Origin of the sequence: Bacillus sp. THAF10 (assembly GCF_009363695.1) — a bacterium.
Lineage (GTDB): Bacteria > Bacillota > Bacilli > Bacillales > Bacillaceae_I > Sutcliffiella_A.
The window spans coordinates 1,225,856-1,239,711 of record NZ_CP045403.1; the positions used below are offsets into that span (position 1 = coordinate 1,225,856).

11 protein-coding genes are annotated in these 13,856 nt (G+C 39.8%); 4 read left to right on the forward strand and 7 right to left on the reverse strand.

Annotation, left to right across the window (positions count from 1 at the left end):
- Nucleotides 1–142 precede the first annotated feature (142 nt).
- From asnB to FIU87_RS06485, 4 genes are all read left to right on the forward strand, one after another.
- The gene (gene asnB / locus FIU87_RS06470; RefSeq protein WP_152443824.1) at nt 143–1,993 is read left to right on the forward strand and encodes an asparagine synthase (glutamine-hydrolyzing); all 1,851 of its coding nucleotides are present in this window, start codon (nt 143–145) and stop codon (nt 1,991–1,993) included.
- Between the two features lie 395 nt (nt 1,994–2,388).
- Nucleotides 2,389–3,870 carry a phytoene desaturase family protein gene (locus tag FIU87_RS06475; protein WP_152446443.1) on the forward strand — a complete coding sequence of 494 codons (1,482 nt, stop codon included), beginning with the start codon at nt 2,389–2,391 and terminating at the stop codon, nt 3,868–3,870.
- Nucleotides 3,867–5,369: a phytoene desaturase family protein gene (locus FIU87_RS06480; protein WP_152443825.1), complete on the forward strand. Its 1,503-nt coding sequence runs from the start codon at nt 3,867–3,869 to the stop codon at nt 5,367–5,369. Before FIU87_RS06475 ends, FIU87_RS06480 begins: the two co-directional genes overlap by 4 nt.
- Nucleotides 5,335–6,171: a phytoene/squalene synthase family protein gene (locus tag FIU87_RS06485; RefSeq protein ID WP_152443826.1), complete on the forward strand. Its 837-nt coding sequence runs from the start codon at nt 5,335–5,337 to the stop codon at nt 6,169–6,171. Before FIU87_RS06480 ends, FIU87_RS06485 begins: the two co-directional genes overlap by 35 nt.
- A gap of 43 nt (nt 6,172–6,214) precedes the next feature.
- Here FIU87_RS06485 and FIU87_RS06490 read toward each other — a convergent pair whose 3' ends face one another.
- From FIU87_RS06490 to FIU87_RS06520, 7 genes are all read right to left on the reverse strand, one after another.
- Nucleotides 6,215–7,681 carry a phytoene desaturase family protein gene (locus FIU87_RS06490; protein ID WP_152443827.1) on the reverse strand — a complete coding sequence of 489 codons (1,467 nt, stop codon included), beginning with the start codon at nt 7,679–7,681 and terminating at the stop codon, nt 6,215–6,217.
- Complete coding sequence (locus FIU87_RS06495) at nt 7,678–8,787, reverse strand: glycosyltransferase family 2 protein (protein WP_152443828.1); 1,110 nt, start codon at nt 8,785–8,787, stop codon at nt 7,678–7,680. Before FIU87_RS06495 ends, FIU87_RS06490 begins: the two co-directional genes overlap by 4 nt.
- 19 nt (nt 8,788–8,806) lie before the next feature.
- On the reverse strand, nt 8,807–9,466 hold the full coding sequence (locus tag FIU87_RS06500; protein WP_152443829.1) for a lysophospholipid acyltransferase family protein: 660 nt from the start codon (nt 9,464–9,466) through the stop codon (nt 8,807–8,809).
- Nucleotides 9,435–10,226: a carotenoid biosynthesis protein gene (locus tag FIU87_RS06505; protein WP_152443830.1), complete on the reverse strand. Its 792-nt coding sequence runs from the start codon at nt 10,224–10,226 to the stop codon at nt 9,435–9,437. The genes FIU87_RS06500 and FIU87_RS06505 overlap by 32 nt, the downstream gene beginning before the upstream one ends.
- Nucleotides 10,227–10,353: 127 nt before the next feature.
- Complete coding sequence (locus FIU87_RS06510; RefSeq protein WP_152443831.1) at nt 10,354–11,733, reverse strand: ammonium transporter; 1,380 nt, start codon at nt 11,731–11,733, stop codon at nt 10,354–10,356.
- Nucleotides 11,734–11,764: 31 nt separating this feature from the next.
- The gene (locus tag FIU87_RS06515; protein WP_152443832.1) at nt 11,765–12,106 is read right to left on the reverse strand and encodes a P-II family nitrogen regulator; all 342 of its coding nucleotides are present in this window, start codon (nt 12,104–12,106) and stop codon (nt 11,765–11,767) included.
- Nucleotides 12,107–12,489: 383 nt separating this feature from the next.
- Nucleotides 12,490–13,842, reverse strand: coding sequence for an MATE family efflux transporter (locus FIU87_RS06520; RefSeq protein ID WP_152443833.1), 1,353 nt, complete (start codon nt 13,840–13,842; stop codon nt 12,490–12,492).
- Nucleotides 13,843–13,856 lie beyond the last annotated feature (14 nt).

Consider the following 13,856-nt stretch of genomic DNA (forward strand, 5'->3'; position numbering starts at 1 on the left):
TTTTACGATTATAAAATTTAACTGTAAGAAAAACGGACCTTTAAAATCTGAGGATAGTTAATTGAAATTCATGGTATAAGCACTCCTGGCATAGTATAAAGCAGTCGTATTATGCTAGAAAACAGAGGAGTGAAAGAACAATATGTGCGGTATTACAGGGTGGATCGATTGGAGAAAAAACATTAGAGGAAACAAAGATATGGTCAAAAAAATGGCGGAAACCTTATCGTTTCGCGGGCCTGATGATACAAATATTTGGATGGAAAATCATGTCGGTTTCGGACATAAACGTCTTGCAGTGGTTGACATAGAAGGTGGTAAGCAACCAATGTCTCGGGTAAAAGCTGAAAAAGAGTTTACTATCTGCTATAACGGAGAGCTTTATAATACAGAAGACATAAGAAAAGTGCTGTTAGGTAAAGGATATCAATTTAGAGGTCATTCCGATACAGAAGTCTTATTAACAGCGTACATGGAATGGAAGGAAAATTGTGTGCATCATCTTAATGGAATCTTTGCCTTTGCCATTTGGGACGATGAACGCCAACAGCTTTTTGTTGCAAGAGACCGATTAGGAGTGAAGCCGTTTTTTTATTATGAAAAGGATGGAAGTCTTGTATTTGGCTCAGAGTTAAAGGCGATACTTGCTCACCCGGAAGTGAGTAGCACAGTAGGCTATGATGGGCTAGCAGAGATTTTTGGATTAGGACCTTCACGTTCTCCTGGTCATGGCTTGTTCCATGGAATAAAGGAATTACGTCCAGCCCACACACTTATCTATTCCAAAAACAATGGATTAAAGATAGAGCGGTATTGGAATGTCGAAAGTAAAGTCCATACAGATAGCTTTGATGAGACCGTGGAAAAGGTACGCACCCTTTTTACCGATGCGGTTACAAGACAGCTTGTGTCGGATGTTCCCGTGTGCACTTTTCTATCAGGCGGACTTGATTCAAGTGCCATTACTGCGATTGCAGCTAATGCATTTAAAAATGAAGGGAAACCACCGTTAACAACGTATTCCATAGATTATGAAGAGAATGAGCTTTATTTTAAAGCCAATGAATTTCAGCCAAATTCAGATGAAAAATGGATTAGAAAAATGACAGAAACCTTTGGAACCGTTCATCATCGCTCTGTTATTTCGCAAACCAATCTCGCAGCCTACTTAAAGGAAGCGGTGCTTGTGCGCGACCAACCCGGCATGGCGGACATAGATTCTTCGCTGTTATGGTTTTGCCGTGAAATAAAGCAAAACTTCGTTGTTGGCTTATCTGGGGAGTGTGCCGATGAAATATTCGGAGGATACCCTTGGTTTCATCGGAAGGAAGACCTTGAGGCGGCTAATTTTCCATGGATGCGCTCCACAAAGGCAAGAATGGAGCTGCTTCGTCCAGAATGGCGGAAAAAGTTGAATTTGGAGGAGTATATCTCCACAAAATATCAAGAAACAGTGGAAGAAACTCCTGTGCTTGATGGAGAAAGCCCACTAGAAGCGAGAAGAAGAGAATTATTCTATCTTAATATGATTTGGTTTATGACGACGCTGCTTGATCGAAAAGACAGGATGAGCATGGGAGCAAGTCTTGAGGTGCGTGTTCCATTTGCAGATCACCGCCTAGTAGAGTATGTCTGGAACATTCCTTGGGAGATGAAAATGTATAAAAATAGAGAAAAAGGGTTGCTTCGAAAAGCACTGGAAGGAATACTGCCAGATGAAGTGTTGTACCGGAAAAAGAGTCCTTATCCGAAAACACATCACCCAGTCTACACAAAGATTGTCAAAGGCTGGCTCGGGGAAATCCTGCAAGATAAGAATAGTCCGCTGCATGAATTTTTGGATAAAAAGCAACTGGAGGGGATTGTGGCATCAGAAGGGAAAGCTTTTCAGGTTCCATGGTTTGGTCAGTTAATGACGGGGCCTCAGCTTTTAGCCCATCTTGCACAAATTCATGTATGGTTTACACATTATGGAGTAACAATTAAAGAATAGGGTGGTTGTTTTAAAGACTCCTTTTGATAAGGAGTTTTTTATTTGTTTTAAAAAAGCTCTTTTCTAAAAGATTGTTGCTATTAACTTGAAAAAAGTCGGCTTTAAGGCTTTTTTCAATCTTTATTCGAAGAAAAATTGCCACATGTTTAAATATACTTACACGAAAAGAGCACGACAGCAACGTTGAGTACGCTTGTCTTATCTATTCGCAGTAGCAACAAAGTTTACAAAAACAACCTTTAAAAAAGAGTGTTTAGAATTGTAACCGAAAAAGTTATTTTGTATAATATTTGTATAATAAATGTTTAATAGGAAGAAGAAGTGAGGTGTGTGCGATTTTGGACAAGAAGAAAGTAATTATCATTGGGGCAGGGCCAGGCGGTTTAGCGGCGGGAATGCTACTTGCGTCAAAAGGCTATGAAATTACGGTACTGGAAAAGCAAGAGTATGTAGGAGGTCGAAATTCTGCCATCAAATTAGGCGATTATACCTTTGATATGGGACCAACATTTTTAAGTATGCCGCACATTGCAGAAGAAATATTTGCAGAATGTGAACGGAATTTACATGATTACCTTGACCTAAAAGAATTAGAGGATATGTATGAACTCATTTTTCCAGATAAATCAATGATGGTTTCACGAAATCCTGAAAAAATGAGAGATTCCATAGAAGCCCACTTCCCAGGAGAGGGGAGAGGGTACGATCGTTTTATGACAGAAACAAAAAGCCGCATGGATGCTTTGACGCCGATACTACAAGGCAAGATGGACCGTTTTTATCACTATTTTCAGTGGAAAGTACTAAAGGCGCTACCTTACTTGAGCTTTGGCAGCAGTCTATATGATCAGCTAAGTAAATATTTTCAACATGAACAGCTCAAACTAGCATTTACCTTTCAATCAAAATATTTAGGAATGTCTCCATGGGAATGTCCTGGTGCATTTTCCATTCTTTCGTGGATGGAGCATGAGTATGGCATCTATCATCCGATAGGCGGAGTGAATAAACTTTCAGAGGCGATGGCAAAGGTAATAGAAGAATATGGGGGGGCAGTTAAACTAAACACCCCTGTAAAGAAGCTGTTGTTGAAAGGGCGAGCAGTACAAGGTGTTGAACTAGCGGACGGAACAAAAGTTAAAGCAGACGAAGTTGTCGTTAATGGGGATTTCGCACATGTTATGACCAGTTTGGTGGATGAAGGAATTCTTCAAAAATATAGCAATAAAAAACTAGCAAAAAAGAAATATTCCTGTTCTACTTTTATGATCTATCTTGGTTTAAATAAACAGTATAACCTCCCACATCATACGATCATTTTTGCAGATGACTATAAAAAGAATGTTGAAGAAATAACAGTTTCCAAAAAACTCTCAAAAGACCCATCCATTTATATTCAAAATGCATCTGTAACAGATCCAACACTTGCACCAGATGGGAAATCCGCACTCTATATTCTAGCACCAGTTCCGAACAATTTTAGCCAAATTGACTGGGAAACCCATAAGGAATCCTTTAGGGATCTCGTATTTGATACATTAGAAAAAAAGAGTGGATTTAAAAATTTACGAGCGCATATTGAAGAGGAGAGAATTCTTACTCCAAATGATTGGGAAAAGGAAGTGCTTGTCTATAAAGGTGCGACGTTTAATCTTGGTCACCAACTATCTCAGATGATGGTGCTCAGGCCACATAACCAATTTGAAGAACTGAAAAACTGTTGGCTTGTTGGTGGGGGCACCCACCCTGGAAGCGGCCTCCCTACAATTTTGGAGTCAGCTAGAATCTCCACTAGATTATTAGAGGAGAAGCATGCCATTTCCAGTAGTAATCCGTTCCTTTCCCAAAAATCGACAAGAATGGAGAAGGTGCAATGACGAAGAAAAAAATTGCAATTGCTGGAGCTGGTATCGGAGGAATGGTCACGGCCCTTCTTTTACAAAAGCAAGGCTTTGATGTTTCAATTTTTGAAAAAGAAAAAAAAGCAGGAGGAAGACTATCTTTTATCGAAAGAGATGGATATAGAATTGACGAGGGACCTACCATCGTCCTGCTGCCTCACCTATTAAAAGAAGTAATGGAAGAAGCGGGAGTGGATGAGCGTGCTTGGAGTCTAAAAGCGCTTGAGACCTTATACTCTATTACATTTAAGGATGGAAAAACGTATACAAAGTTTAAGGATAAGGATGAGCAGCTACGAGAACTCTCCCGACAGTTTCCTGGAGAAGAAGCAAGTTTTGAAAGATACATGAAGGAGATGCACGAGCGTTTTGAGATTGGCAATGCCGCTTTTTTGCAAAAATCCTTTGTACGTGGAAAAGACTTTTGGACCTTCCAAAACATGAAGTCGCTGATGAAGCTAAAGGCGTATCAATCCACCAAAAAACTTACAAGTACTTTCTTTAAGAACAAGCAGCTACAAGAAGCTTACTCGTTACAAACCTTGTATATTGGGGGAAATCCACACACTGCTCCTGCGATGTACAGCCTAATTCCTTTTAGTGAGCATGAACATGGAATCTATTATGTGGAAGGTGGCTATGCGTCACTTGTTAGCGTGTTAGAGGAGGAACTTGCAAAACGAGACATTCCCATTTACTTGAGTGCTAGAGTAGAGAAAGTTGCTGAAGAGAATGGTAAAGTAGTTTCAATAAAAGTAAATGGGGAGAACATTCAAGTTGATGCACTTGTCTGGAATGGAGACTATCCCCAAGCTGCCAACATGCTAGGTGATAAAAAAAGATATAAACCGTCTTCTGGCTGCTTACTGTTTTACTTTGGGATCGATGGAATTTATGAAAACAAAAACGTTCATCAGTTTTTTATGGGGGAAAACTTTGAAAAGCATATGCGAGAGATTTTCGAAGAGAAAAAGGTGCCTACAGACCCATCCTTCTATACGTTTAATCCTTCAGGAATGGATTCCACACTTGCTCCAAACGGTAAAAGTGTTCTTTATACTCTTGTACCTGTTCCCTCCGGTGACCATATCAATTGGCAAGAGGAAACCGCCTTCATAAACAAAATGGTAGATGAAATAGAGAGCAGAGCATTCCCTGAGTTAAAGAAGCGGATGGAATGGCTGGAAGTCAAAACGCCAAATGATGCCGGGGAGAAAGGATTATTTATGGGGGGAAGCTTTGGACTGGCACCTGAATTACTTCAATCAGGTGTGTTCCGCCCCCAAGTGAAGCCAACAAAGCTTGCAAATCTTTATGCAACTGGTGCATCTATTCACCCTGGTGGAGGAATTCCCATTGTTTTACAAAGTGCCAGACATGCTGCTCACCAAATCGTAAAAGATTTTGCCCACCATTCATTTACAAAGGATGTGAATCAGAATGAGCGACTTAAAGAAAGCATATCTTCATTGTGAATCCATTATTAAGAAGCATTCAAAAACATTTTATAAGGCGTTTATGCTATTGCCAACAGAGAAAAAGCATGCTGTATGGGCAGTGTACGCCTTTTGCCGCCAGGTAGACGATATTGTCGATGAAGGGAAGAACCCGAAAGAAGAGCTACAGGCATTTAAACATGACTTTGCTGCTTTCCTACAGGGGCGAACTCCTTCACTTGATCCGATGTGGTTAGCGTTGCAGGACGTTTTTAAAACCTATGAAATGGATGTTCAAGCTTTTCATGATATGATTACAGGTCAAGAAATGGATTTGTATAAAAAGCACTACTATACAGAACAGGAGGTATTGGAATATTCCTATTATGTTGCCAGTTCTGTTGGGCTTATGTTGCTTCCAATCCTTGCACCAAAAAATAAAGAAGCGTTAAGGCATGATGCTATTGCTCTCGGTCAGGCCATGCAAATTACCAATATACTGAGGGATATTGGAGAAGACTTGGAGCGAGGCAGAATTTATATGCCGATTCAAAAGCTTGAAGAAGCGGGCTATTCTGTACAAGATTTATCCTCACATGTAATCAATAAAAACTTTATTGCAACCTGGGAGGAGATGGCCAGAAAAGCAGAGGAGCTGTATGAACAAGCGCTAGGTTCCATCCATCTATACCCCCTTCATTCAAGAACACCTTTAAAAGGTGCGGCTTATCTTTATCGAGCCATTTTGAATTCCATTAGAAAAAAGGGCTATGCAGTATTTAAAACAAAGCACTTTGTTACAAATGAGGAAAAACAGGAAATCATAGCGAAAATTATGTAGGAAAAAAACCACAGGAACCTAGCAAGTAGGGAACCTGTGGCTTTTAGTTTCCACGGATAATGGCATGTGCAACGTTTAATCCTGACAGAGTCACTAATGGTGATCCGCCACCTGGATGTGTTGAACCACCGACAAAATAAAGATTACCAATATCAGCCGCCTTATTACTTGGACGAAAAAAAGCGTCTCTTTTTTTGTTAGAGGCTAGGCCATAAAGTGATCCCCGGAATGCTCCGAACGTATCCTGAATCATGGAAGGGGAGATTATCTTTTCTGCTAAAACATTCCCCTGAATGCTTAGGCCCCTTTTATCTAATGTTTCATAGATAATATTTTTATAATCTGATTCTGATTTTACATTCTGTTCATTTATTCCCGGAGCGTTTGCTAGAATGAAAAGATTATCACCATTAGGGCTTTTAGCTTGATCTGTGTATGAAGAATTACAAAGATAGATAGTAGGATCATTTGGATATTTTCTTTCTTCAAATAAATGTTGAAATTCATTTTGATAGTTATCTGAAAAATAAACCGTATGATGCAATAACTCTGAATAGCGCACCTTTGTTTCAGCAAGCAGAACAAAAGCTGAAATGGAAGGTTCAAAAGCGGCTGCTTTAGGATTGCTAAAATGCGGTCGATCTACTTCTCTTACCAGTTCTGGATATGCTGATAACAAATCGGCGTTCATAATGACCATATCTGTTTCATATCGTTCTCCTGTAACTGCTGTAACCGAGATGGCTTGTTTATTTTTCACTTCAATACTAGCAATTTTACAGTTTGTCTTTAGGTTAACTCCAAGCTTCCTAGCAGCTTTCTTAAAGCCTGCTGCTATGTTAATATTCCCTCCTTTTGTATAATACACACCATCTACTAATTCTAAATATGCAATAAGAGCAAAGGTGGCAGGAGAGGCATATGGCGAAGAGCCGATATACGTTGCATAGCGGTCTAACGCCTGAACAACAAAGGGATTTTTGAAATACTTTTTATGAAAACGATGAAGTGACTGAAGTGGCCGAACTTTACTAAAGGAGATTCCAAGGCTAGGTGATAAATAGTCTCTAGTTGAAGTAAAAGCCTTCCGAAAAAAATGTTTCTCTCCTAGCTGATAAAGTCGTGTTACCTCCTCGATAAACGCAGGATAGTTTTTGGCTCCTTCTGAATCTAAGGAATGCAATTGCTCTATCATTTTTTCCTTGTCTGTAGTGAAGTCAAAGATGGTACCATCCTTAGCGATGTTTCTTGTATGGGTGGAAAGCTTGATAAAATCGAAATAATCATCAGGCGAATCCCCAGTCTGGCTTACGACCTCTCTAAACACATCAGGCATAGTAATGGTATTTGGTCCAAAATCAAAGGAAGCATCTCCTACTTTTACTTCCATTAGCTTTCCGCCAAGATGTCCGTTTTTCTCAAAGAGAGTGACATCATAGTTATTGGCTGAGAGGGTAATCGCTGCAGATAAACCACCAAGTCCCCCACCAATGATGGCTACTTTCTTCATTTATAGGCACGTCCTTTCCAAATATAATGTTGTTTTCTTAAGGATTTCCACATAGAGGCATGCAATATGAATAAAAAAGCAATGGCGCTAAGAGGCATAAAAAGGAATAAATAACTTTTCTGCTTTGTTTTAAGGTCAATATATAGCTTTTGTGACCATACCAACACAAGCGGAAGTGCAAACCAAAATCCATAAAATGGTGCTAGGGTAGCTAAAGGAAGAGGAAGGATGTAGAACAGAGTATAAAAAATAGTCAAGACACCTACCATCCACGGTGACCTCCCGATGCCAATGTATATATTCTTTAAAAATCCGTTCCACACTTCTTTGTTCGTTTCATACATATAACAAGTAACAAATGGAGTGGCATTTATCAGTCGGACATGAAATCCACTTCTTTTCATTTCGCGGGCCAGGTGAACGTCCTCCACAATGCTAGACTTAACAGCATGATGACCGCCTACATGCTCATAGGCCTCTCTTTTAAAAAACATAAAAGCTCCATGAGCAGCACTTGCTGCAGGAAAGGTACTCTTATTTGCCAATCCAATCGGCAGATGTAACCAAATAACAAAATGCTGCATCGGAACGAGTAATTTACTTAAGAAAGTAGTAACAGGAAAATGAGGAAATCCAGTCACTAGCCCTACCTTTTTTTTCTGGAAAAAAGGCAGCATATTTTCAATGGTGTTTTGATTCAATCGAGCATCGGCGTCTAAAAAGAGCATATAGTCTCCACTAGCAGCTTTTCCTAATTGATAACAAGCATGTACCTTTCCAGCCCAACCCTTTTTTAGTGGAGCACCTGAAATAATGTGAAAACGCTCGTCGCCCTTTATTAGCTTGGAGGCAATGTGATGTGTTTGATCAGCAGAGTGATCGTCGAGCAGGATAATCTCAAGAGAAGGGTAGGTTAGTTTTTGCAGATTCGTTATGAGAGCTTGAACATTACGTTCTTCATCCCTCATTGGAATTAAAATAGAAACGAGGGGGTGTGGGGCATTTTTCAAGGGTCTTTGATATTTGGGATAAAACAAACCATTGATGACAATCCAACACAATATTAAAAAAAGAACAATCGCTAATAGATAGACAAGTAGATGCAAGTTTTTTTCTCCTTTGCCGCTAGAGGATTTGCTTGTAGGAAGAGGTGTCTTGAGTTATCACTTCTCGTTTCACATGCTCTAGGTAGTTTGTGAAAATCTCTTCCAAAGCAGCGTTTTTCTCTTTCCCATTACCCCCTATTAAGTCAGAGTAATAAATAGGATTCCCAAGCTTAATAAATACGTCTGGTTTTCGCTCATTTGTAAATGTATAGTACAAACAAACAGGCGTTATAGGTATCTTTGTGTTTTTGACAAGGTGTATAGCACCAGGTAGAAAGCCAAGTGGCCTGATTTCCTGATGCCGTTCATCACCTTGAGGAAACAACCAAAGGACTTTGCCTTCTGTTAGCTTTTCTTTTGCATATTGCAAGGATTTAATAATGTCCTTTGGATTGTTTCTGTTCACAGAAAATGCACCTATTTTTCTGAAGAAAGGGTATTGTTTTATCCCTGATTCGTGCATCATCACATAGCTATCTCGTTTGATGACAGTCTGGTTTAGATGAAAAAGAATGAGCGAATCCCACCAGGTACTGTGATTGACAATGAATAAATGAGGTCCTTGCTCATTATTGGTTTCTTTTGAAAGCATGATGTTTCGAAAGTGAAGCTTAAGAAAGCGTTTATTAAATTGGTGAAAAAATACATTAAAAGGTCTGCTTTTTTTGGCTGGAATCATCGTTAATCTCCTTCATTTGCCTTGAAAACCAGAAAAAAAGTAAGGTAGGAATCATCGTCACAACGATCGCTAAATAAAGCTGTGCACTAAGGGCTATGATACAAAACATAATAACCATCAATGCATATAAGGTATACATATTTTTTTCCCAGTAGAGATTATGTTTGGATGACAGTTTTGAGGTGGACATAATCAAAATAAAATGAAACAAAAGGGATAGTACAAACCAGCTGATAAAGTTATAGAGCGGGATATTATAGTAAAAACTGCTTCCTTCCCATATCCAATATTCCTTCGCGATAAAGGCTACGGGGTCGATAATAAGATCCAGTACCACTGCGGCAAATGCCGCAACCATTGCTTTTGTCCAAGCGGAAGCGTAAGGCATCATTCTGTGGGCTAAAACGTGGGAGGTAGCAATGACCATCACCCATGCAAACCCAATTGTGATGGGAACTTCAAACAGTTTAGGGCCAAAATAAGAATTATAATAGTAGTCTCCGAAGAGAAATCCATACTCTACCCCAACATGCTCTGCTGCCATCGAGACAAAGAAAACAAAAACTGCAATAATCAAGCCTCGTTCACGATAATTTTGAATAAAATAAACGATAGCTAGTAATCCAGCAGTAACAAGAAAGACCACATTTGCCCATTCAAGCCAAGGAGGCAAAAGGTCAAAGGTAAGTAACAAAACACCACAAATATACCAAAGGATAAAAAAACGAAAAAGTGCTTTTTCCCATAGACGAATCTCCAACAGTATCACCTCTTATGTGAGATTATATCATTATAGTAAAAGGAATGTATAGGTTTTGTATACTCCGATAACATAAGAAATCGGCTCCGACAAAGTGTCTGGAGCCGATCCTTATTTATGAATATTATTAAGCTTGGTTAGTCTTAGCTTCCTTTGACGCTTTCCCGAGGTTGTTCAAACGGTGAACTAAGCCTGTTCCAAATTCCGGTGCTGAGTTATTGTCTTGAAATACTGATTCTTTCAACTCATAAGCAGCAGATCCATGTTCAGCAAAATCGAGACCGGAAATCTCTTCTTCTTTTGTAACACGAATGCTTGAAAATCTTGTTAGGATGAACAAAAACACAGATACAGTAACAACTGTCCAGGCCATGACAGCAAGGATTCCAATAGCCTGAATACCTAAAAGGGTAATACCACCGCCGTAGAATAAACCAGAGGAGGTAGAAAATAAACCAACCGCGAGAGTTCCCCAAACCCCACAAACTCCATGAACGGCGATAGCTCCAACAGGGTCATCAAGCTTTAGTTTTCGATCAATAAATGTGACAGCTTCCACTAAAAGTACTCCTGAGATTAAGCCGATAATAATGGCACCAATTGGTGAAACATCTCCAGTTCCAGCCGTAATACCGACTAAGCCTGCCAAAGCACCATTTAGTGTCAGGGAAGCATCTACACGTTGATAGCGGAAGTTTGTATAGAATGCAGAAGCCAATACGCCAGCTGAAGCCGATAGTAATGTGGTTGTAATGACGTGAGGGATCAACGTAGGATCAGCCGCTAATGTACTGCCACCATTAAAACCAAACCATCCAAACCATAATATGAAGACACCAAGGGCACCAAGGGGGATGTTATGTCCAGAAATAACATTTATTTTTCCTTTTGAATATTTTCCTAGGCGTGCACCTAGAAACTTTACAGCAACAATGGCACCGAGGGCACCGGTAAGATGAACAACGGTGGAGCCTGCAAAATCTGTAAAACCAAGCTCGGACAACCAGCCGCCACCCCAAACCCAATGTCCGACTACTGGGTATATCACGGCTGTCATACCGACTGTTAGAATAATATAGCTGCTAAGCTTCATCCGCTCAGCTACAGCACCAGAAATGATGGTTGCACAAGTGGCGGCAAACATAGCTTGAAAGACAAAAAATCCGATTTTGTCCTCGTGTCCAGTTAAGAAGAAGCCATCAAAACCGGTAAACCCAGAGATGGTGCTTCCAAACATTAGTGCATAGCCAACGGCAAGATATAAGATAGAAGCAACAGAGATGGTCAGAAAGTTTTTCATTAAAATGTTCAATGCATTTTTAGAACGAGTAAACCCAGACTCTACCATGGCAAATCCAGCATGCATGAAAAATACTAACAATGCAGCCACCATAATCCAAATTGTATCAAGGGAGACACTTAAGCCTTCAACAGTAGGTGCTTGGGCATAGGCTGGGGAACTCAGTAAAAGGCCGCTAGTTAACAAAAATCCAACTTTTTTCTTCATGTTCATTCATCCTTTCATTTTTAGGATATCGTTATAAAATGGCAAGCTTTCCAGATTCTCCTGTACGGATACGAATGGCGTCTTCAATGGTGTAAATAAATATTTTTCCGTCTCCTACTGTGTTACTTGAGCAGGTTTCCTGAATAATTTGAACTATCTCATCTACATATTCTGCTTCCACTACCATTTCAACTTTTACTTTCGGTAGAAGTTTAATTTCGAATGTGTTTCCTCTAAATAACCCCTGCTGTCCTTTTTGCTGACCGCAGCCCGCAACTTCAGACACCGTTAGGCCATTGATTCCAACTTCTTCAAGCTTTTCGCGAAGAGCAAGAAAGGTTTCTGGGCGGATGATCGCTTCTACTTTTTTCATGTGAATCACTCCTTTATTAAATGTTATGTTTTCTAACATCACTAGTTATGTTTTATATCATATTAGAAAAAAACCTCACTTGCAATAGGAATTATCAAAAAATTCAGTCGAAAGCGTTTACAAGTATGTAAGGTTTTCTTACATATGGTTTTATTACATAAAAAAGTCGCTGTTGATTTCCGGCAAAATGGCTCCGCGTCCTTCGGGTAGATTTGTAAGCCTCCCCGGTTACGCAATCGCTTCATTACCGCGGGAGTCTCCGCCATATGCTCCAATCAACAGCTGAAGATTACTCTCAAGAAAATATATGGAAACAAAAAGAACGCAAGGAAGAAAAATTTTCTCCTCGCGTTCTTATTATTGATACCTTTCAGACTTCAATTCTATGATGCTTTTTCTTTTATAAAGGATTTGTTTACCCAAACCCGAGATCTCCAGCGGTAGAGCATGATTATGCCTCGCAACCATTCATCCAATATGAAAGCTATCCAAATGCCCACTAGTCCGAGTCCAAAATGGATGCCCAGAATATAAGAGGCGGTAACTGCTACTCCCCACATAGAAAGGATACCAATATATACTGGAAACTTCACATCACCTGCTGCCCTTAGGCTATTGATGACAACGAGATTAAAGGAACGGCCCGGTTCGAGAATAATCGTCAACAAAATCAAGGTCCCACCAAGGGCGATGATATCAGGATTTGTGGTGAAGATACCTAGCAACGTGTCTGAAAAAAGAGCAAACGGGATGGCAGTCAAAACCGATATCGCAATGGCCAGTCGCAAGCTCTTTAAACAGCGTTTATACGCCTCTTCTATGTTACCGGCACCAATTTGATGACCAATCATAATTTGTGTCCCCTGACTAATAGCCACACTAAAGAGGAAAATAAACATCATCAAGCTTTGTGCATACACCTTTGTTGTCAATGCGTTGGTACCAAGCATCACGATGAAATACGTTATAGCAAGCTGAGATGTGTTATAAGAGAGATGTTCTCCGGCTGATGGAATACCGATTTTCAAGAGATTCTTCAAATGAGTGATTGGTAGGTTGAACAAATTTTTAAATGGAAGAGGCTCTTCGATTCGCTTAAATAATAAAATGAAAATGGCAATTAATCCAATCAACCGACTAGTTATTGTAGAAAGGGCAACACCCTCCACTCCAAGTACAGGAATTCCAAAAGGGCCGAAGATAAATAGGTAGTTTCCAATCACGTTAATAATGTTCATGCCGATTGTTACAAACATCGCATCCTTTGTGAAACCGTAGCTTCTTAACGTTGCTCCAGCTGTAATGACGAGTGCTTGCACAAAAGAAAACACACCAACAATTTTTAAATAGGAATCTGCTTCTGACAAAAGCTCAGGAGGGAGATTCATCAATAAAAGTAAGCGCGAGCTCAAAAAGAAAACCGCAAGACTTATAATGAAGCTGAATAAAAGGTTTGCCCCGATTGATACAACGGTCACTTCCGCGGCAATTACTCTATTTTTTGCACCTAAATATTGCGCAACCAAAATGGAGGTACCAGTAGCGATAAACCCAAACATCACAATAAGCATGAACAGTATTTGATTTGCAACTCCAACTGCAGCAACGGAGTCATCAGAATATTGACTAAGCATGAGAACGTCCGCGTTGCCCATTAGCATATGTAAGAGTACTTCAATAAATATTGGCCAGGTTAAGGCGAAAAGGGTAAGCTTCTTTGTTTTTGATTCTTTCATGGATGATACTCCTT